General features: G+C 39.1%; 19 protein-coding genes, 1 pseudogene and 1 riboswitch. Of the genes and pseudogenes, 8 read left to right on the top strand and 12 right to left on the bottom strand.

All coding sequences use genetic code 11. The features are described 5' to 3' along the window. Nucleotides 1-50 precede the first annotated feature (50 nt). Nucleotides 51-1,646, bottom strand: a complete 1,596-nt coding sequence (gene aimA / locus LIS78_RS04160) for a glutamate/serine transporter AimA (protein ID WP_195781130.1) — start codon at nucleotides 1,644-1,646, stop codon at nucleotides 51-53. 55 nt (nucleotides 1,647-1,701) lie between these two features. Next, nucleotides 1,702-1,780, bottom strand: a riboswitch (ZMP/ZTP riboswitch). A 385-nt stretch (nucleotides 1,781-2,165) separates the two neighbouring features. On the opposite strand from aimA, the gene LIS78_RS04155 reads away from it, so the two are divergent. The 3 genes from LIS78_RS04155 (at nucleotide 2,166) to LIS78_RS04145 (ending at nucleotide 4,841) form a co-directional block, all read left to right on the top strand. After that, nucleotides 2,166-2,765 carry a cupin domain-containing protein gene (locus LIS78_RS04155; protein ID WP_080754378.1) on the top strand — a complete coding sequence of 200 codons (600 nt, stop codon included), beginning with the start codon at nucleotides 2,166-2,168 and terminating at the stop codon, nucleotides 2,763-2,765. Between the two features lie 373 nt (nucleotides 2,766-3,138). After that, the gene (locus LIS78_RS04150) at nucleotides 3,139-3,342 is read left to right on the top strand and encodes a DUF3311 domain-containing protein (RefSeq protein WP_013055514.1); all 204 of its coding nucleotides are present in this window, start codon (nucleotides 3,139-3,141) and stop codon (nucleotides 3,340-3,342) included. Then, complete coding sequence (locus tag LIS78_RS04145) at nucleotides 3,342-4,841, top strand: sodium:solute symporter family protein (protein WP_209151016.1); 1,500 nt, start codon at nucleotides 3,342-3,344, stop codon at nucleotides 4,839-4,841. The genes LIS78_RS04150 and LIS78_RS04145 overlap by 1 nt, the downstream gene beginning before the upstream one ends. 30 nt (nucleotides 4,842-4,871) lie before the next feature. On the opposite strand, the pseudogene LIS78_RS04140 reads toward LIS78_RS04145, so the two are convergent. Beyond that, nucleotides 4,872-6,303 (bottom strand): annotated as a pseudogene (locus LIS78_RS04140) (alanine/glycine:cation symporter family protein). 103 nt (nucleotides 6,304-6,406) lie between these two features. Continuing rightward, entirely contained in the window at nucleotides 6,407-7,396 is a 990-nt protein-coding gene (locus LIS78_RS04135) for a glutaminase (RefSeq protein WP_195781132.1), read from the bottom strand. Between the two features lie 281 nt (nucleotides 7,397-7,677). On the opposite strand from LIS78_RS04135, the gene LIS78_RS04130 reads away from it, so the two are divergent. Both LIS78_RS04130 and LIS78_RS04125 read left to right on the top strand, forming a co-directional pair. Then, nucleotides 7,678-8,928, top strand: a complete 1,251-nt coding sequence (locus LIS78_RS04130; RefSeq protein WP_195783325.1) for an ATP-binding protein — start codon at nucleotides 7,678-7,680, stop codon at nucleotides 8,926-8,928. 4 nt (nucleotides 8,929-8,932) lie between these two features. Continuing rightward, entirely contained in the window at nucleotides 8,933-9,871 is a 939-nt protein-coding gene (locus LIS78_RS04125; RefSeq protein ID WP_252284664.1) for a response regulator, read from the top strand. 39 nt (nucleotides 9,872-9,910) lie between these two features. On the opposite strand, the gene LIS78_RS04120 is transcribed toward LIS78_RS04125, so the two are convergent. From LIS78_RS04120 to LIS78_RS04085, 9 genes are all read right to left on the bottom strand, one after another. Continuing rightward, nucleotides 9,911-10,519, bottom strand: coding sequence for a malonate decarboxylase holo-ACP synthase (locus tag LIS78_RS04120; protein WP_209151015.1), 609 nt, complete (start codon nucleotides 10,517-10,519; stop codon nucleotides 9,911-9,913). Then, nucleotides 10,507-12,207: a biotin-independent malonate decarboxylase subunit beta gene (gene mdcD, locus LIS78_RS04115; protein ID WP_209151014.1), complete on the bottom strand. Its 1,701-nt coding sequence runs from the start codon at nucleotides 12,205-12,207 to the stop codon at nucleotides 10,507-10,509. The genes LIS78_RS04120 and mdcD overlap by 13 nt, the downstream gene beginning before the upstream one ends. Continuing rightward, the gene (locus LIS78_RS04110) at nucleotides 12,194-12,496 is read right to left on the bottom strand and encodes a malonate decarboxylase subunit delta (protein WP_209151013.1); all 303 of its coding nucleotides are present in this window, start codon (nucleotides 12,494-12,496) and stop codon (nucleotides 12,194-12,196) included. Before LIS78_RS04110 ends, mdcD begins: the two co-directional genes overlap by 14 nt. Nucleotides 12,497-12,519: 23 nt before the next feature. Continuing rightward, nucleotides 12,520-13,386, bottom strand: coding sequence for a triphosphoribosyl-dephospho-CoA synthase (locus LIS78_RS04105; RefSeq protein ID WP_209151012.1), 867 nt, complete (start codon nucleotides 13,384-13,386; stop codon nucleotides 12,520-12,522). A 5-nt stretch (nucleotides 13,387-13,391) separates the two neighbouring features. Then, nucleotides 13,392-15,044 carry a malonate decarboxylase subunit alpha gene (mdcA, locus tag LIS78_RS04100; RefSeq protein WP_252284663.1) on the bottom strand — a complete coding sequence of 551 codons (1,653 nt, stop codon included), beginning with the start codon at nucleotides 15,042-15,044 and terminating at the stop codon, nucleotides 13,392-13,394. Between the two features lie 37 nt (nucleotides 15,045-15,081). Further along, nucleotides 15,082-16,008 carry a malonate decarboxylase subunit epsilon gene (gene mdcH, locus LIS78_RS04095; protein WP_209151010.1) on the bottom strand — a complete coding sequence of 309 codons (927 nt, stop codon included), beginning with the start codon at nucleotides 16,006-16,008 and terminating at the stop codon, nucleotides 15,082-15,084. A 156-nt stretch (nucleotides 16,009-16,164) separates the two neighbouring features. After that, on the bottom strand, nucleotides 16,165-16,287 hold the full coding sequence (locus LIS78_RS31255; RefSeq protein WP_268241081.1) for a hypothetical protein: 123 nt from the start codon (nucleotides 16,285-16,287) through the stop codon (nucleotides 16,165-16,167). A gap of 121 nt (nucleotides 16,288-16,408) precedes the next feature. Continuing rightward, nucleotides 16,409-17,365, bottom strand: a complete 957-nt coding sequence (locus LIS78_RS04090; RefSeq protein ID WP_209151009.1) for an LLM class oxidoreductase — start codon at nucleotides 17,363-17,365, stop codon at nucleotides 16,409-16,411. 57 nt (nucleotides 17,366-17,422) lie between these two features. Further along, nucleotides 17,423-18,622, bottom strand: a complete 1,200-nt coding sequence (locus LIS78_RS04085) for an MFS transporter (protein ID WP_116076550.1) — start codon at nucleotides 18,620-18,622, stop codon at nucleotides 17,423-17,425. Between the two features lie 329 nt (nucleotides 18,623-18,951). Here LIS78_RS04085 and LIS78_RS04080 point away from each other — a divergent pair, with 329 nt between their 5' ends. The 3 genes from LIS78_RS04080 to LIS78_RS04070 all read left to right on the top strand — a co-directional run bounded on the left by LIS78_RS04080 (nucleotide 18,952) and on the right by LIS78_RS04070 (nucleotide 19,775). Continuing rightward, nucleotides 18,952-19,314 carry a winged helix-turn-helix transcriptional regulator gene (locus LIS78_RS04080; RefSeq protein WP_195781141.1) on the top strand — a complete coding sequence of 121 codons (363 nt, stop codon included), beginning with the start codon at nucleotides 18,952-18,954 and terminating at the stop codon, nucleotides 19,312-19,314. 84 nt (nucleotides 19,315-19,398) lie between these two features. Then, nucleotides 19,399-19,578, top strand: a complete 180-nt coding sequence (locus tag LIS78_RS04075; RefSeq protein ID WP_013055499.1) for a hypothetical protein — start codon at nucleotides 19,399-19,401, stop codon at nucleotides 19,576-19,578. Further along, nucleotides 19,578-19,775 (top strand): YwbE family protein, encoded by a 198-nt coding sequence (locus LIS78_RS04070; protein WP_013055498.1) that lies wholly within the window; start codon nucleotides 19,578-19,580, stop codon nucleotides 19,773-19,775. Before LIS78_RS04075 ends, LIS78_RS04070 begins: the two co-directional genes overlap by 1 nt. Nucleotides 19,776-19,967 lie beyond the last annotated feature (192 nt).

Genomic DNA, 19,967 nt, shown 5'->3' with positions numbered 1-19,967 from the left:
AATTCTCCATTTATCTAAATAAAAAAACACGAGCCGGTGCTCGTGTTTTTTTATTTAGATTGAAAATTTTCTTGATTGATTTGTTCAGCTTCTTTCATATATCGGTTAGATGTGCCACTTTTAATTCCCCAGTAATAAAAAGCTAATGATACGCAAGCAATCACTAGCATATCCCATCCGAAAGGCAAAATATTTTTGCCTCCGAATTTTTCGCTTCCTATGTAGGAAATAAAAATCATGCACGCTAAATAGATAAGCATCCAAGCTCCGGTTAAAAATTCTTTTTTAAAGCCAACCCATTTATTTTTTGCTTGGTAATAAAAATAAACAGGCAGGCCAATTGCCATAATAAAGATCACTTCACCTGTAAGAGGCCACCTTGCCCAGTAAAGCGTCAAGGAAGCAAAAACGAAGCCGCATGGCGCAATAATTGATGCCCCTTTTAAATAAAATGGACGGTAAAAGTGTGAAGCCGTTTTTCTTAATGTTATAAGCGCTACAGGGCCCATAATATAAGAGATAAGTGTCGCTACTGAGATGACTTCTGCTAAGACGCCCCATCCTCTAAATAAAAATAGAAACAAAAAGCAAGCTGCTAAATTTAGCCACATAGCTGGGCGCGGGACATTGTAAAGTGGATGAAGGGTACCAAATATCTTTGGCAAGTATCCATTTTGCTGCATCCCGTATAACATTCTAGAAGTAGTTGCCGTATATGTAGCACCTGTGCCGGAAGGAGAAACAAATGCGTCTGCGTATAACACAATTGTCAGCCAGTTAATTCCAAGCGCAATCGCTAAATCAGCAAAAGGAGAATTAAAATTCAAATGATTCCATCCATCAGCAATTGATGACGGACTTACTGCTCCGATAAAAACAATTTGCAATATAATGTATACAATTCCAGCAATAAAAATTGAACCAATTACAGCTACCGGAATCGATTTATTAGGTGATTTTGCTTCTCCTGCCATATTTACAGGACTTTGAAACCCATTAAATGCAAACACAATCCCTGATGTTGCCACTGCCGTTAAAACACTGGCCCACCCATAAGGGGCAACCCCATGCTCACTTGAAAAGTTCCCACTATGAAAACCAGCAAAAAATAAAGCCCCTGCCGTTAAACCAGGAATAATTAATTTAACAATCGTAATAAATGAGTTTGCTTTAGCAAAGAGGTTTACCGTCCAATAGTTCACAAAAAAGTAAACGAATAATAACAAAGACGCAACTGCCAGTCCCTTGGACGTTAAAATGCCATTGTCTACTAATTCATGAGTCCAGCGAGCCCATTTCCACGGCCACGTACTCATATATTGTACAGATGCAATAGCCTCCACTGTTATCGTTGAAGCTATTGAAATCCAGTTAGCCCAAGCAGCCAAAAACCCAATAAATGATCCGTGTGAATACTGAGGGTATTTAACCATTCCCCCTGCTTGTGGAAACATCGCGCCCAGTTCAGCATATGATAGGGCAATGGTCAAAATAACCACCATTCCAATAACCCATGAAAAAATAGCCGCGGGTCCCGCAATTTGAGCTGCTTTCCATGCTCCAAACAGCCATCCTGAACCAATAATCGAACCTATTCCTGTCATGGTTAAAGCAAATGTTCCCATCTTCCTTTGCATATTGCTCATCCAAATCTACTCCTCTTCCCTAGGAAAATAAAAAAACACTTGCGAAAATTTCTCAAGTGTTTGCCCAGGCGCGCGGCTTATACGCTATATGCTCCCCCATGGTCATCCATGTTGCGCCAGTCACATATAGGAATATATTTTTTATCAGTATATAACATTGATCACTATTACTCAATACACAAAAACACTTACATTAATTTTCGAAAAATAATAAATTATTCGTAAAATTAAGAATTTTTTTCTTAAAATCTCTTATATACAACAAACACGAACTAAAATCCTAACTTTGTTTATTATTCGGTTCTGTTACTTCACGAGTAGATTCTCTTTCATAAGTTATACTAATATATATTACTCATTTACAAAACATGAATTAACAGCTGTATATCTATAGAATTCTTGCACTAGGCCCTTTACTTATATACAATATGAAGAAAAGATACTGAAATGAACTGCCCACCACTTAGCGACGCTTGAAGTGGGAGACTTCTTTTTGGAAAACGTTAAAACCTACATATCATGCACTTCGCAACTAATGAAGTACTTCGAGCAAACTTCTCTGTTTACGCAAGCAAAAAACAGGGAAAATTACGAAAAAAGATTGTTAGAGGGATGCTTATGAATTATGCAAATGTAAAAGTTCTTTATTTTGATGACGACGGAACCATTCCAAATCACCCTCGTCTTCCGGTTTTGTTGTATGAACACGTATTTATCAGTAAGAAAGAGAAAGTAGAGAGCATTTTTAATTCTCACAACTGGAAAAACAGCTGGGTAGGCGGCATATATGATTTTCACCATTACCACAGCAATTCTCATGAAGCACTAGGTGTAATTAGCGGATCTGCCCGTTTAAAACTAGGTGGACATATGGGGGAAAATATTGTGGTGCACGCTGGCGATGTGCTCGTACTTCCTGCTGGCACAGGGCATATGCGTCTGCAATCAACTGCTGATTTTAAAGTGGTTGGAGCTTATCCAGAAGGCATGGATTACAATTTACGAACAGGAAAACAAACTGATCGTCCTCATGTATTTGATGAAATTGCACAAGTACCTATTCCTACAACAGATCCTGTTTATGGCGACAAAGGACCATTAACAGAATGGTGGAACTAGACAAGCACTTATTGTCTAGTTTTTTTATTTGCTCTGTTTTATGCCTTCCATGAATCTCTATTTGAACATATAAACCCTCTTCCCCTAATGCAATATCAATATACTTTATCTCATCGAAAAAGCAAAACTTCTTTGCAGAACTAAATTTCTTCTTTTCCGTTCTCTTTTTGCTTCAAAGGCAACTTCGCTTAGATTATCTCCCTTCCCCTTCCATATTTATTCCAAATACACTCTCGTCATAAGTTTTTTTTGTTTTTCTAAAAAAATTTTCATAGATTATAACTAAATTTTCAAAAAACTTATTGCTTTACTATGTCAGACTTGCTATCATAGTGAACATTGTTAGATAAATTTTTAGTAGGAGGAGTAAAAATTGAATAGAAAATTCATAATATTTATTTTATTCATTATTCCATTTATTGCTCAATTCGCTTTTTTACCTTTTGTAAATAACATTCATCCAATTATTTTTGGGTTACCGCTTTTGCATTTATGGTTATTTTTATGGGTCTTCTTAACACCTGTGTGTACTTTTATCATTTATCGTTTACAAAAATCTTGGGGGGACATTGAATAATGCAAGGAAATTTAACCGCACTTTTAATCACATCAGCAATTGTTCTTGTCGTTATCGCGATTGGCTTTATAGCAGGACGTGACAAATCATCTAGAAGCTCAGTTGAAGAGTGGGCTGTAGGTGGAAGACGTTTTGGAAGCCTGCTCGTCTGGCTTTTAGTAGGAGCAGATTTATATACTGCTTATACATTCCTAGGTCTTACAAGTACAGCCTATCAAGGAGGAAGCATTGCATTTTTTGCGATTCCTTACTCTGTTTTAGCCTTTTTAATTTCATACTTTTTTCTTCCAAAGCTTTGGACTGTTGCTAAAAAGCACAAACTTACTACGCTTGCTGATTATGCCAGAGAACGTTTTAGCAGTAAATTTCTCTCCTCTTTAATTGCCATAGTAGGTGTATTGATGCTCATTCCATATATTGATCTTCAGCTTAGCGGTATTCAAGATACTCTTCGCGTTGCAGGAACTGGCTACATTAACGTAAAAGCTGTCGTTATTCTTTCATTCTTTCTTGTGGCTCTTTATACCTTTTTCAGCGGAATTAAAGGTCCCACTTATACGGCAATTATTAAAGATATTTTAGTATGGGCGATTATGTTATTTATGGTTGTTTCTCTGCCAATTATGCATTTTGGAAGCTGGGGCAACATGATCGACAATGTTGCAAAGGATGCACCTCAGCTATTAACGATCCCAACACAAGGACCTAAAGGCATTCCATGGTTTATTACAGCATCACTCGTATCTGCTTTAGCTTTATTCATGTGGGCCCACGCTGCTACAGGTATTTTCACTGCTAAAAGTGCAGATTCGCTTCGTAAAAATGCTATTTTCTTACCGCTTTACAATATTGTTTTAATTCTAGTCATCTTCTTAGGATTTATTGCTTATCAAGTATTACCTCAAGATACAACGGATCCTAGATTAGCATTATTAACCTTAATTCAATATTCATATGGCGGCATTGGCCAAGGGTTAGCTTATGCAACGATTGCTCTTGCTTCATTAATTCCATGTTCTATCATGGCTATCGGAGCGTCTAACTTATTTGCAAATAATATATTTAGAGATTTAATTAATCCAAATGTACAGGGTAAAACATTAACAATGGTTACTCGTTCTATGGTTTTCGTTGTTATTGGACTGGCACTTTTATTCGGTTTATTATTCCCTCAAGCACTTGTTTCCCTACAGTTACTAGGGGTATCCGGTATGGTACAAATCTTCCCGGCTATCGTTATCAGCCTGTTTTGGAGAAATCAATCGAAAGAAAGTACGATTGCTGGATTAGTAGTAGGGCTGGTTGTAACGTTTACCGTCCATGCCACAGGAAATTCATTTGGTCTTTATGAAGGGTTCTGGGGATTATTATCTAACTTACTGGTAGTTGTTATTTTAAATCCAATCTTTGCTGCAAAAACCAAAGCAGCAACTAACGGTGTGAAAGAAACATTATTTTCTAAAGACACTGCGCAATCTGAATTAAAGAAAAACGCATAAAAAAGTTCAGCCAATTGGCTGAACTTTTTTTTAGATAATATTCTCTTTTTCAGAAGGGGGTGGAGTAGATTCTCTTTCCCAACATTCAATATTTTGATTGTTTTCTAACGCATCTCTATAAAAGACTGGATTTTTCCCTTCCTTTTTCTGCTCAGTATAGTTATGTAAGGCAGAAAATGCCACTTTCGATAATAGAAAAATAGCAATCAAGTTCACGACTACCATCATCCCCATAAATAAGTCTGCCAAATTCCATACAAGCTGAAGCTGAGCGATCGATCCAAAAATAACCATCGCTAAAACACCTACACGATAAGACCAAAGCCACATCTTATTTGAATTTAAAAATTCAATATTCGTTTCTCCATAATAATAATTGCCAATTAACGTACTAAAAGCAAATAGAAATACCATGATAGCTAAAAACCCTGATGCCCAAGAGCCGATATGGGTACTAAGAGAAGCTTGCGTTAATTCAATGCCGCTTAGCCCCTGCTTATAGGCTGGGGATAAGAGAACGATAAATGCTGTGCTTGTACAAATCACGAGTGTATCCGTCAAGACACCAAATGCTTGGATAAGACCTTGTTTAACTGGATGACTCGTCACTGCAGTTGCCGCGGCGTTGGGAGCACTTCCCATTCCTGCTTCATTGGAAAACAGTCCGCGCTTTACTCCGTTGATTAATGTTGCACCAATTGATCCCCCAAGCGCCTGTTCAAACCCAAATGCATTTTTCACAATTAGAGATAGAACCGCAGGCATTTGATCAATATTTTTAAAGATAATGAACAGAGCCATTCCAATGTATAAAACGGCTAATACGACCACGATGTATTCCGATATCTTGGCGATGCGTTTGATCCCGCCAAAAATAATTACCGCAAATATAACTGTCATAATAATCCCAATCAACAAACGGCTCGTCCCAAAAGAGTTCTCAAATGCTAGCGTAATCGTATTAGACTGCACCGCGTTAAACACAAGACCAAATGAAAGGGTAATGAGTACAGCAAATAGCCCGCCCATCCACCTTTTATTTAAACCTTTTTCCATATAATAAGCAGGTCCTCCTCGAAACCCGTTTGATCCTTTTACTTTATAAATTTGAGCGAGTGTACTTTCTACAAAACTTGATACTGAACCGATAATGGCAATAATCCACATCCAAAACACAGCACCCGGGCCACCGAGTGCAATAGCAATCGCTATCCCGGTAATATTTCCCGTTCCTACTCGAGCTGCCATGCTTATGCAAAAAGCTTGAAACGGGGAGACTCCTCCATCTTTAGCCGCTCGTCCTTCTTTCAAAACAAGCACCATTTCTTTCAACATGCGAAACTGCAAAAAAACGAGAGCGAATCGTAAAATAAATACCAATTGATACAAGTAAAATAATTAATAAATTCGACCAAAAAAAATCATTGATGACGCTAATTACACTTTCGATTGCCTGTTGCATGCCTATCACCTCATTAAAAAATTTGGTAGAACAAATGCAAAACATGAAAGTTTTTTCTCTTGGTGTTTATATTATTGAAGCGAATGAAGAGTACGTAAATAGACTAAAAAATACTCAAATCCCATTCTTTTGCGATTTTTTTTAGCAGCGTAACGCCTTTTACGCTATTCCCGTACTCATCAATAGCTGGACTGTATATTCCGATACCGCATCCGTCTGGAAATGGAGACTGCTTTTTCGTATTAGGTGGCACCAATGACATGATTCCTCCCGATACACCGCTTTTAGCTGGCATACCAACAAATGCCGCAAACTTTCCTGAAGCATTATACATACCGCATGTAAGCATGAGCGCTTTTGTTAATTTAGCTACTTCTTTTGGAATTACTTGTTTGTGAAACACTGGATGATATCCGTCTAATGACAGAATTAATCCGATCAGCGCAATATCTTCAGTCGTTACTTCAATTGAGCACTGCTTTAGGTAAACCTCTAGAACTTCTTCTACTTCTCCTTGTAAGTAGTTCGTTTCTTTTAAATAGTAGGCAAGCGCACGATTTCGATGAGACGTTTGCCATTCTGATTCAAAGACCGTTTCATTAATGAGTGGTGTTTTCCCGGTAAGCATTGTTATCACATCAAACAAATAGCTTAATTTTTCTTTTGCCGTCTCCCCAGATAAAAGAGATGAAACCGTTAAAGCACCAGCGTTAATCATAGGATTGAACGGCTTTCCTGGTTTATGCATTTCCAGTCTTATAATAGAATTAAATGCATCTCCAGTTGGCTCTACATCCACTCTCTCTAGCACATAAGGAATGCCGCAGCATAAGCAAGCTGCTATAAAGCTAATGACTTTAGAAATACTTTGAAGAGTGAATACCGCTTCATAATCACCAGATTGGATAACTGTTCCATCAGCACCAATCAAACAAATACCTAATTGAGACGAGTCCATATCTTTCAGAGCGGGGATGTAATCAGCCGTTTTTCCTTCTGACGAAAATTCTTTTGTTTGTTGCACCCACTCATGTAATCGGTCTTTTGCAGTGAGCTGTAAGTAAGACATTTCCTGTTCTATTTCTCTTTTCATTAAAGTCACCTCATCACTTAATTTACTTTTTATTTTAAAGCGCTTTCATAAAGCGCGATTTCATAAAGCGCGATTTCATTTTCGTTTTTAATGTACAATGCAACCTACGAGAGCATACAAAAACCTACAAAACTTTTTGGAATTATATTTTTATCTTTGGCACTCTTCTCCATTGTGCTGGACGCTGTCACCATGTATACTAATTCACGAATCACTTCAGGAGGTGGAATTATCTGAATTTTAAATCTTCCATTCGAAAAGATCCGTACATTTTATTGCTCATGCTCATTACTGTCCCGCTGGCGGGAGAGTTAAAATTTTATCCGTTAAATGAAACATTTCGAATTACATTCGGAGCTCCTACATTTTTCTTTTTCCTGTTGCTTTTAAAACGGAAAACCGTTTTAGCCGGGGGCTTGTTAACCGCTTTAAGCGTCGTTCTCTTTCGCATCATGCTCGATTATATCATGCTCGATCATTTTCAATTTACGGCTTCTGCACATACGCATTACCCTACGTTTTTCTTCTACTTTACGTATGCACTTTTATTTTTTGTTTTTAAAGTAAGCCGCATGAACTATAGTGCTATTGTAATTGGATTGATTGGACTCATCATTGAAATTGCTGCTGATATAGTGGAACTAACTGCGCAGTATATAGTTTTGCACACAACAATCCATGTCGATTCATTATCCGACATGGCCGTTATTGCTTTTGCTCACAGCTTCATTGTACTTAGCTTTTTTAATATGATGACGATTTATGAATCACAGTCACGAGAACGTCAAATTCGCAAACAAAATGAGCACATGCTAATGCTCATTACAAGTCTTTATGAAGAAACCGTTCATTTAAAAAAGACCCTTCATAATACAGAAGCGATTACAAAAGCTTCGTACGATTTATACCGTGTATTAAATCAGCAGGAAAAAGATTATTCTGTGCTAAACCAAACGCTCAGTAAAAAAGCGCTTCGGATTGCCGGAGATATTCACGAAGTAAAAAAAGACAACCAGCGTATTTTTGCGGGCTTATCTAAAACAATTTCAAATGAAAGTTTCCAAAATTATATGAAAGCAGAGGAATTAATCGAGCTGATCGTACGTATCAACAAAAAATATGCCGATTCTCTTCACAAACAAATTACCTTTTTTTCCTCTGTAAACGGGGAACATTTCAGCTACCACGTTTACACCATTTTATCGATCATTAATAACTTGGTAGCAAATGCAGTGGAAGCGATTAAAGATGAAGGAAGGATTGTTTTATCGGTACATAGACAAGCTGAACATGTAGAATTTCATGTACAAGACAACGGTCCTGGAGTACCTTTAAAGTACGAAAAAGCTATTTTCGAACCTGGTTTCACCTCAAAATACGATCAGTTTGGAAACCCCTCTACTGGCATTGGTCTTTCTTATGTAAAAGATATTGTTCAAGAACTTGAAGGTACGATTAAAGCTACACAAGAAGACAGCGGAATGACGTTTATCATTCAAATCCCCCTTCGTAATCTAATTCAGAAAGGATGAGTTTATGCGATTTTGTATTACAGATGACGATTCAGCTATTCGTTCAACGCTCAGTCAGCTGGTTGAAGATGAGGATTTAGGAGAAGTTGTAGAAGAAGTCGTCGACGGAAGCTTTTTAGATGCTTCTATGTTAAATTTAAAACAAATTGATATTTTATTTATCGATTTACTTATGCCAGGACGAGACGGAATCGAAACGATCCGTCATTTAAAAGATTCATTTAAAGGAAAAATGATTATGATTTCACAGGTAGAGTCCAAAGAATTGATAGGAGAGGCCTATTCATTAGGAATTGAATACTATATTACAAAACCAATTAATCGAATTGAAATTTTAACGGTTATTCGAAAAGTAATCGAACGAATCTCCCTTGAGAAATCAATCGATGATATTAAAACCTCTTTGAATAGTTTAGCGACAGCTCATCACCCCCTCTCTTCAAGTCAGCCGGTAACGAAACAAGCCCATCTATACGATGTGGGTAAATTCTTATTAGCTGAATTGGGTATTGTAGGAGAAAATGGTGCAAAAGATTTACTGGATATTTTACAGTTTCTGTACACTTATGACCAAAGAGAAAGTGTGGAAAAACATTTCCCTTCTCTAAAAAATATTTTTGTGAATGTTGCTGAAAAAAAATTAGGAGCTCACGCGTCTTCCATTGAAATTAATCGCGAAACCAAAGCTTGTGAACAGCGAATAAGACGAGCAGTTACTCACTCACTAAATCACTTTGCTTCTATCGGATTAACAGATTTTTCAAATCCAAAGTTTGAAAATTATGCTTCTAAGTTTTTTGACTTTACAGCTGTTCGTAAAAAAATGAAAGAATTACAGGGAGATTCTAAAATTTTGCCGATTCGCATTAACACCAAAAAGTTTATTCAAATATTCTTTTTTGAAGCAAAGCGCTTGTTAAGCAAGGAAAAAAGCTGGTATTGACAGAAAAGACGGAAAAGGTGCAAATACCTCTTCCGTCTTTTATACTAATTGATTCAGTTTTACTAAGGAAGGTCCATATACAGTACGCAGAAGCAGCGTCTTTTCTCCCCTTGCATATTCCACCAGAGAAAATGCTCCTTTTTCTGTTTCTACCTGTACATCTACAGAAACTGGATACTCTTTTAACTGATTAACTATCAGTTGCGCTTGTTCCACCGACAAATAAGAAGAAAGGCGAATAAGTATATCCAAATCACTAGTTGTTGTAACAACTTCGGCATCGCTTGCAAATTCGAATCCCACACTGCCAGTTGGTCCCCACGCAAAATCTTTTAAAATAATAGCTACTTCTTTTAAAGCAACTATGGCTGGCATGTTTCTAAAGTGGCCGTTTTGAAAAATAGAAACGAGATCTTCCGGCCTAATTCTTTGTTTAACGGCCTGCTCAGATACAAATGCTCCAAAACGCTGATTTCTTCTTTCTCCTCTTACTCCAACAGGTATCAGGCTATCTCGGTGAACAGCCCGCCTTACAACTACAAACGGAGCCTTAGCTAAAGAATGCTCCACCCACTCGGGGATAGGTGTATAACTGATAAGCTTTGCTTTCTCTTTTAACTGAAGCAGATCATGAGCTATATATTCCATTGTTTTTCCAACTCAGCCCTTACTAATAAAGAAGCTTCTCGCCCTGCTTTTCTTGCTTGCTCACTGTGCAGCCGGGTGCTTAAATCGTATACACCTTCACGGCGTACATCTTCTACTGCTCCAGTCAAAATATCTTGAATTGCTTGAACGTCGCGCTCTGTGGGCTGCTCTGCTTGAATGCCGCTAATCAGCTCATATAAAGCGCCAAGTGAGGCAAATGATTCAATATCATAGGCCATGGAAGGAACTTTCTTTGAAGCTTCTTCAAGCTCTGTGATACTTCTTTTGGTAATGCGTGCTGCCGACTGTTTGGACATAGCGTGAACATTTACTCCTTCGTCTTTCAAAGCCAATATCCGATTTGATTGGTATCCATGAGCCAAGAATGCTCCTGAAATTGCTTTTCCGACAATTAATGTAATAACTGGATGACCTGCTAAGCGCGCTGCTGCATAAGCATCAGCTGCAGCACCGCAAGCATAGTGGATACCTAGAAGTTCTTCATGATAGCCATACGCTTGGCTCGGTACATCGACAATGGCAATTATAGGGCGCGGAGATTGATTTTGATCTTCTTTTATTACTTCACGAACGTGCTTGGCAATTGCCCACCCTTCATCTAGCCCTACTTCCCCTTTTCGCGCACGCAAGAAACGATTATAAGGGTTAGGTACAACCGATATATACCGGACCTTTTCTCTTCCTAGCAACGCGTCTTTATAAAGAACGGAAGGAATTTCAAAATCTGCTTCTTCATTATTTATTAAAGCATTGATCCACACGCGACCGCGGCTATTGGGCATGTTACCTTGAACTTCATTCAGCGAGTAAGAGACTGTTGAAGGGATATTTTCATTTTTGGTTTCTTTATACAATTCTTGAAACTGATCAGGAGCCATTTTTTTTGAAGGATCAACCTTACTAAGCAAATGTCTGTAAAAATCTACTTGTTCTGTTTTATTAGCTACTTTTTCTTTCTTCTGAAACGTCTCTTGAACTGCTTCTTGAATAGCAGTAACATCATCCGGCGCTAGTGCCTCTGCAAAACCGGTTTCATAGCGTTGAATACCGCCAATCGTTTTCCAGATTAAGCTTCGGTCTCTTGCATCAAACTCTTCAATCCCTGCTTCTTGTTCGATTACTTCAGGGCCGTTAAGGCCAAACCTTGCTTCTTTTGTCATAATGAGATAACTAAAGAGTGAAGCAGTGATAGACATTCCTCCAAAGCAGCCTACATTTCCTGAAATAACTCCAACAACAGGTGTATGCTCACGCAAAGCAACCACAGCTGAGCCGATTTCAGATATTGACAAAAGTCCATAATTCGCTTCTTGGAGCCTTACCCCTCCTGTATCGAATAGAAAAACAGGTCTAACAGGAACACCCTTTTTGTGATTATTAAGGGCTAGTTCTAAAGCTCCTGCAATTTTAGCTCCCGATACTTCACCAATGCCTCCCCCTTGAAACCCTCCTTCTATTGAAATGACAACGGCTGGCTCCCCGGCTATCAGCCCACCTGCTATAATGACACCATCATCGCTTTGAGGGACAATATTTTGCTTAGGTAAATGAGGCGATTCGATCCCGTCAAAAGGACCGAGCAGCTCATGAAATGTTCCTTGATCTAAGATTGCCTGCGCTCGTTCTCTTCCATTTAACTCAATAAAGCTTTGATTATTCACTCCCATTTTCACTCACCTCCAAAGCCTGTGCAAGACGCAAGGCGACTACACCAGGCGTAGCACCGAAATCATTAATTACAATTTTCGCTTGAATCGTATGAACACTAAAGAACCGGTCTAATACGGCTTTCCAAGTTTCACTAAACCCTTCACTTCCTGTTCGTACTGATACGTGAGCATGTTCTTCATCAGAAGGAACCATTAAAATTTCTAAATCCCCTGAACCAACAACGCCTACATGTGCGCGCTGAGTTAACTTTCGATTGGCTTTGTATTTAAACACTAACGTTTCCATTATCCACTCCTCCTTGCAGACGTTTACGATTCTTTAAAAAGAGATATTCGATCCAAAAATAATACAGCAGCCAGCAAATCTGCACTTCCACCTGGAGAAGCGTTAGATGATAGAAGAATATGATCTAAGGCTTTTAGCCGCTGTTTTCCCATTGATGTAGATACCCCTCCAACTTCTAACACATTGGATGCCGCCATTTTAACCTCCTCTAACACTACCGGACCAGCACGATGCAAAATACACGTATCATCAAGATTGGCTATTAGTGTTACTAAAGTATCAATCCGCGCTGATGTTTCATGTATGCCTAGCTTGCGAGCCTTATGTAAAGCAGGCAAGCCTATATGAATCAAATGGGGAAATCCTTCCTTCGCCTCTCCGGCTGCTCCTTTTGCGCCATACTGCTTTTTCACACGAAGTCCATTAGATGAATGCAGAGGACAAAAACGATCTGCATAACGAGCAATTTGTCCTGCAGCTTCTGCGATGGATGCAGGTGATGCTTGAATGCCGCAAACCGCTGTTGCAGACGCAAGTAGACCTAATGCCCAAATCGCTCCTTTGTGTGTATTAATACCATCCGTAGCCGCGTACATAATTTGTTCGCCCTCGCGTCCAATTCGAGCAATTTCTTCCCTTAGCATCTGACTTGGCTGCTTTCCTTGACTATATAATGCAATCTGTAAAAAGGTCGGTTGTAAAGCATAAGCAGAAGTTAACAACGTCTCAATATTCATATCTTGATGAGATCCAGTTGTTGCTGCATCTACAAGCCCAGGCTTAGGTGTAAGCACCGCTTCATCAACCAGAGCGGTAACTGCCATTTTAGCTATTAGACATGAGTAAAACACAGCTGGTCTTGGCTCTTCTTGAATACTCTGAATAAGCATATTCCTTACCAGCTCCGAAATTTAGCAGGCGGATTATATAAGCCATCCGACCATTCTACTAAATCTTCGACACTTCTTGCTGCCAATAATGAACGCTTTGCTTCTGTACGGCGAATCTGTAAATCTTCCGGAAAAGCCACTAGGCCATCTCTGCGCATCTTTTCCACTTTATTTTGGCTGTGTCGCAGGCCTATAGGTGTTACCCCTGCTACTGCTTCAAGCGCTGCTTTTCTTTCGTCCAAGCTTTGTGCTTTATATAAATAAGCAATTCCTTCTTCCGTCACAACATGCGTCACATCATCCCCGTAAATCATGACAGGAGCAGTAGTTAAGCTTGCTTGTTTCGCTACCTTTATCGCATCCAAAGACTCCACAAAAACAGGCTCATTTCCTGATTGAAAGGTTTCAACCATTTGAACAACTAGCTTTCTGCCTCTTGCTAGTTCGTGCTGCTCGTTTATCATATCCAACCAAGCAGGCGTAGAATGTCGGCGGCCTCTAGGGTCATGCCCCATATTAGGCGCTCCGCCAAACCCTGACAAACGTCCGGATGTGACGGTAGAAGAATTTCCTTCTCCATCTATTTGCAAAGTTGATCCTACAAAAGCATCTACCGCATATTGACCAGCCACTTGACACATCGCACGGTTTGAGCGCAGGCTGCCATCGCGTCCTGTAAAAAACACATCTGGACGCGATGCTGTGTATTGTTCCATTCCTACTTCTCCGCCAAAGCAGTGTATGCTCTCAATCCATCCGCTTTCAATAGCCGGAATTAACGTAGGGTGAGGGTTCAGAGCCCAGTGCTTGCATATTTTACCTTTCAGTCCTAACTTTTCTCCATAAGTAGGCAGCAAAAGCTCAATTGCAGCTGTATTAAAGCCAATGCCATGATTTAAGGATTGTACGCTGTGGCGTTCATAGATACCTCGAATCGTCATCATAGCCATTAAAATTTGGAGCTCTGTAATATGACGAGGATCTCGCGTAAATAAAGCTTCCAATTGATAGGGCTGATCCGCCACGACGATACAATCAATCCAAGAAGCCGGAATATCAACTCGCGGAAGTTCTTCAACAAGTTCATTTACCTGCACAATAACAATTCCATCCTTAAACGCGGTTGCTTCGATAATGGTCGGTGTTTCTTCCGTATTTGCTCCTGTATATAAATTACCTTGTGCATCCGCTTTGTCAGCAGCCACTAAGGCAATGTTCGGAATTAAATCAATGAAAAGGCGTCCGTAAAGCTCTAGATATGTATGAATTTCTCCCATTTTCAACGTGCCATCTTCAATCATTTGAGACACGCGAAGGCTTTGAGCACCGGCATACGAAAAGTCAATTTTTTCAGCAATTCCTTTTTCAAATATGTCGAGATGTTCCGGACGTGAAATACTAGACATAATCATATGAAGACCGTTTATTTTATCAGCGCTTACTTCATTCAGCGCCTTTGATAAAAAAGATGCTTGCTTTTGATTGTCTCCTTCAAGCACTACTTTATCTCCGGGTGATATAAGCAATTCTAACGCTTCAATAATGTGTTCATTACCCAATAACTTTCCTTTAAGAAGATGGTCTATTTTCACAAGGCGAGCTGCTTTTTGATCTCGGCGAGTTGTCCATGATTTTGAAGTTTTTTTTATGCCACTCATGTTCTAGCTCCTTTCTTCTACTTCTAAATTAAGGCGCTTACATTTTTTCATTTTCCATTAAAATTAACACAGACTTCATGGTAGATTCGGCTGCAGAAATAGCCCTTGCTTCCGGAAAGCTCTTAGCAGTCAAATCCGTTAGTACTCTTCCTGGAGCCATTTCAATATATAATCTTGTACCCATTTCATACATAACTTCCGTAGCATCATGCCAACGAACGGGCAGGGCAACACTCGCTGCCAGATCTTCCTTAATATCAGCAGCTTTCCATAATTTCCGAGCTTTACAATTACCTATAAAAGGAACGACCGGGTCCTTTCCTTTCACTTCCGTTATTGTTTCTCGTAATTCACTCGAAACTCCTTCCATAAGAGGACAGTGAGAAGGCACCGTTACATGAAGCATTTTAGTTTTTCTAGCCCCTTTTTTAGATGCTTTTTCAAGAACTTTCTCAATTGCTTTTAAGGTGCCGGAAATCGTTATTTGATCAGGAGCATTTAGATTCGCTACGTACACAGGAGCGGCATCAGTTGATAGTTCATGTACAATAGAGAGAAGCTGATGTTCGCGCAGTCCCATTACAACCCCCATACCATAACCATCAGGATAAGCATTTTCCATCAGTTCCCCTCTTTTTTTCACAAGAAGAAGAGCTTCTTTAAAAGATAACACTTCAGATGTAACTGCTGCTCCAAACGCCCCTATTGAATGCCCTCCTACCACGTCTGGCGAGTATCCTTTGGTTTTAAACGACCTAGCCGTAGCCACTCCTGCAATAAAAAGACATATCTGAACATTTTTATTATATTTTAATTTTTCTGACGAATCTAACGATAATACGTCTTGATTTAAAACCTCACTTGCTTCTTCAAACGTAGGCGCTAATCCCCATTTATTTTTTATATCATGAAGCATACCAGCATATTGTGCGCCTTGTCCTGGAAATAGAAATGCAACACTCATCGTGTTTCTCCTTTCGACTTTATATCATCCAAGGAGATAATGGATAATTTTATTATAAAGAACATAGGATCAATAACTCTAATACATATTTCTTATATATCCTATAACTTGAAATCTATATAAAAAGAGATTGGGACATAACTAAATCAATGGAATCTAAAGACGAACTAATTGGATAAAGGAGCTCATATGGCTCGCTTGTTCCATCGCGGTTGATTTCCGTGCAAGACTTCGCTTTCCGCGGGCGGCCGGTGAGCCTCCTCGTCGCTCGCGCTCCAATCAACTGCTAGAAGGATCTAAACAGGCGAAACCTACGTTCACCAACACAATGAAAAAATCCGAACGATTAATCGTTCGGATTTTCCTTTAACTAAACTACTTTTGTCCCAGCATCTTTTTGCTACATATGAGACGGAAAATGCGGAAGCACTTCTTCACCAAGCTCATGTATGACTTCTTCAGCCGGACGCTTACTATCAAAAAGAGCAAAAAACAGGTGATTAACTCCTATTTCTTTATAAATAGAAAGAAGCTCAACTAATGCATTGCGTCCTGCTCGAAATCCTAAACGAATCGGCGTTGGCATTTCATTTGGATCTTCTGCCAAATCTAGATGCATAGGTTGTGTAAAAGGTTTAAAAACGCCTGGATGATAGATGTCAACCAGTTTCCTCCATTGTGTAATAGCTTCTGCTTGAAAATGGGGATGACGAGGATAATACATCCAGCCGTCTCCATACTGTGCAAACCACTCCATATTTTGCTGACTGTATCCCGTTATCATCGTTGGAATACGTTTCGTTGGCTTAGGAACAACATTTGCTCCTTGAATGGATCCCAAGGCAGACTGGATAGATGGAAATTCTTTATTTAACGCTTCTTCTAAATAATGAAAAGCCTCTGCAAATCGCTTTCCTCTTTCTTCATGAGGAATACCTAACCCTCGAAAATCTGCTTGACGGTCTCCAGAAGATACGCCCATAATCAAACGCTCAGGAAAAAGCTGATCAATGGTTGCCATTTCTTTAGCTACGCGAAGCGGATGGCGTAAAGGCAGCACAATAGCAGATGTACTAAGAGCAATTTCTTTTGTTTGACTGGCAAGATAAGTCAAATAAATAAGCATATCATAAATTTGACCCGTTGCTGGATCGCCAAATGATGGATCTTGAAGAAGGACATCGCGGAACCATAAGCTTGTAAATCCATATTGTTCTGCAAGCTGCGTGAGCTCTACTTGTTTCTCCATCGTAGGCGTGGCATATTGATAATTTTCAAGCGGCATATGCAAACCTAACGTTAACTCATTCTCCTTGTACATGCGACGATACGCCTTATGATGTTGAAATGTAGTCATTTGTTTCCTCTCCTTTTATAACTAAGAGATCATCGCAAAAGGCGATGATCTCTTGTTTTATTTTGCTTTTGCTTCTATTGAGCGGCTCCATGCCGTTAATAAAACCGCTCCTAGAACCATTACTCCTCCAATCCAAGGAGTATGAACAAGACCAATCGAATCAACAATCAGGCCGCCTACAAAAGAACCAATGGCAATTCCAACGTTAAATGCAGCAATATTAAGCGCAGAGGCTACGTTCACTGCTGAAGGGACATACTTTTCAGCTAAGTTCACGACCAGCACTTGCAGTCCAGGTACGTTCATAAATGCCAATAAGCCCATGGCAAAAATCGTAATTGTTCCCGCTACTTTAAACGATGCAGTAAACGATAAAATAACTAAGATAACTGCTTGAATTAAAAACATCCAAAATAATGCTTTTAACGGGTTTTTATTCGCAGCTTTTCCTCCAATCGTATTTCCGATGGCTACCGCTACACCGTATACCAGTAGCAAGATACTAACCGCGCTTGGTGCGTATCCTGTTAGTTTTTCAAGAATAGGTGCTAAATACGTATAAGCTACAAACGTTCCGCCATATCCTAAGGCGGTAATAGCAAACGATAGTAAAAGCGGCCCGTTTTTCAAAATTTTCAATTGATCACTAAACTTTGCCGGCGGCGCTTCTTTTAAGTTTTTAGGCACTAAAAGAGCACTTGCAATAATGGCAATAACCCCAAGTAACGCTACTCCCCAAAATGTTGCTCTCCAGCCGAAAGCTTGTCCGATAAATGTACCAAGCGGAACACCTGTAACAGTTGCAACTGTCAAACCTGTAAACATTAAAGCAATGGCACTTGCTCGCTTATCTTCCGGCACCAAATCAGCAGCGATAGTCGCACCGATGGAAAAGAAAATCCCGTGTGAAAATGCAGTAATAATTCGTGCTATAAGCAGCAGCCCAAAGCTTGTTGATAAAGCTGCTACTGAGTTTCCTATGATAAAAATAACCATTAATAGCATCAACAATGATTTTCTGCTCATTTTACTTGTTAAAGCTGTTAATACGGGAGCTCCAAATGCAACTCCCATTGCGTATCCTGAAATTAATAACCCTGCTAGTGTAATGGAAATATTTAAATCATCTGCAAGCGATGATAATAAACCTACTGGAACAAACTCTGTAGTCCCGATTCCAAAGGCGCTAATAGCTAGCGCTAATAGCGGCAAAGCACCGCTTTTTTTACTTTGTTGTGTTTGTGAAAGTGTGTTCACTTCTTAACGCCTCCTGTTCGTTATAATAACTTCTTTATAATAATTTCTCTTACGGCTGATTAGCTTAGGTACCTTTCATATATTCGCTAACTCGCCATCAACAATTGTTATTATGAGCGATGTAAAACCAAAGAAAAAGTACGCACTTTCAAGTGATATAGGCACCTGGAGGTTACAATAAGCGTAAATACTAAAGTCATGAACTATTGAGTATTCTAAAAAAATGCTTACACCTAGAAAATTTTGCTCTATAGTGATATGATAAACATCTGAAAAAATGCGAAAACATGCATTTGACCGTTATCTCTAGAACAAGGAGAGTTGTTAACGTGAAAAAATATAACATTCCAGTGGAAGCGGCACTAGAAGTCATTGGAGGCAAGTGGAAAGTCGTTATTCTTTGCCACTTAATTAAAGGGACAAAGCGCCCTGGAGAATTAAAAAGAATTATGCCGCGCGTTACACAAAAAGTATTAACGCAGCAGCTTCGCGAACTTGAAGCAGACGGCATCATTGTTAGAAAAATGTACAATGAAATGCCGCCTCGAGTAGAATACTCTTTAACAGATTACGGATGGTCTTTAAAAAGCATTCTTGATTCATTATGCTCTTGGGGAGAACATCATATTGAAAAAACGTATCCTGATAAAGAAGCTGTACTTATGCAGCCTGTAGAAGAAGTCACTAATTAAAAAAAGCTGACTAGATAGTCAGCTTTTTCATTCCCTTACTTTCTTTGTTTTTTCAGACAATGTACGTATTCAGGAGGAACCCATATGACAGAACAACTTAAAAAGAAAATTAGTCTTCAAGATGCTATCAAACAGCAGCTTGCTAATAAGAAAAATCAATCTTCAAGTAAAGCTCAAAATAGCAGCACGAATCAAGCAACCAAAAAGCTGACGAGTCAACAAACAAAAAAAACGAATAATCAGCGAAAGAGAACAGGTGTATAATGAACGGACAAAATAGAAAAGACGTAGCTCCTGGAATTGAAGTCGACATTGTTTTAAAAGCAGATCAGCGTTCTGGAAAACTTACACATGGAACGGTCAAAGACATTCTGACCAATTCAAGCTTTCACCCACACGGCATCAAAGTCCGTTTAACAGATGGACAAGTCGGACGCATAAAAGAAATTTACCCAAATTAAAAAAGCATGTATTCTACATGCTTTTTTAATTTACACTTCAAATAAATCTACTTATCATTTCCTACTTTTGTTAAAATAAAGAAGCACTGTCGTCCCCTTTCTTTCCCTTGGGAATTCACGCAAGGATGAAAAAGGTGGTGGATAGTCTGAGACGAATCCTCAAGTCATTTTTCCTAGATGCTGAGAATGTTC

It is taken from the genome of Priestia megaterium (genome assembly GCF_023824195.1).
Taxonomy (GTDB): Bacteria; Bacillota; Bacilli; order Bacillales; family Bacillaceae_H; genus Priestia; species Priestia megaterium_D.
The sequence above is the reverse complement of the archived record's forward strand: the minus strand, read 5'-3'. Positions and strand labels throughout refer to the sequence as shown.

Coding starts and splice junctions, on each gene's coding strand:
- LIS78_RS04070 (WP_013055498.1), top strand. CDS start 19,578: ATGAACGGACAAAATAGAAAAGACGTAGCTCCTGGAATTGAAGTCGAC.
- LIS78_RS04090 (WP_209151009.1), bottom strand. CDS start 17,365: ATGACTACATTTCAACATCATAAGGCGTATCGTCGCATGTACAAGGAG.
- LIS78_RS04145 (WP_209151016.1), top strand. CDS start 3,342: ATGCAAGGAAATTTAACCGCACTTTTAATCACATCAGCAATTGTTCTT.
- LIS78_RS04135 (WP_195781132.1), bottom strand. CDS start 7,396: ATGAAAAGAGAAATAGAACAGGAAATGTCTTACTTACAGCTCACTGCA.
- LIS78_RS04075 (WP_013055499.1), top strand. CDS start 19,399: ATGACAGAACAACTTAAAAAGAAAATTAGTCTTCAAGATGCTATCAAA.
- mdcH (WP_209151010.1), bottom strand. CDS start 16,008: ATGAGTGTTGCATTTCTATTTCCAGGACAAGGCGCACAATATGCTGGT.
- LIS78_RS04130 (WP_195783325.1), top strand. CDS start 7,678: ATGCTCATTACTGTCCCGCTGGCGGGAGAGTTAAAATTTTATCCGTTA.
- LIS78_RS04105 (WP_209151012.1), bottom strand. CDS start 13,386: ATGCTTATTCAGAGTATTCAAGAAGAGCCAAGACCAGCTGTGTTTTAC.
- LIS78_RS04155 (WP_080754378.1), top strand. CDS start 2,166: ATGCACTTCGCAACTAATGAAGTACTTCGAGCAAACTTCTCTGTTTAC.
- mdcA (WP_252284663.1), bottom strand. CDS start 15,044: ATGAGTGGCATAAAAAAAACTTCAAAATCATGGACAACTCGCCGAGAT.
- aimA (WP_195781130.1), bottom strand. CDS start 1,646: ATGAGCAATATGCAAAGGAAGATGGGAACATTTGCTTTAACCATGACA.
- LIS78_RS04110 (WP_209151013.1), bottom strand. CDS start 12,496: ATGGAAACGTTAGTGTTTAAATACAAAGCCAATCGAAAGTTAACTCAG.
- mdcD (WP_209151014.1), bottom strand. CDS start 12,207: ATGGGAGTGAATAATCAAAGCTTTATTGAGTTAAATGGAAGAGAACGA.
- LIS78_RS04120 (WP_209151015.1), bottom strand. CDS start 10,519: ATGGAATATATAGCTCATGATCTGCTTCAGTTAAAAGAGAAAGCAAAG.
- LIS78_RS04125 (WP_252284664.1), top strand. CDS start 8,933: ATGCGATTTTGTATTACAGATGACGATTCAGCTATTCGTTCAACGCTC.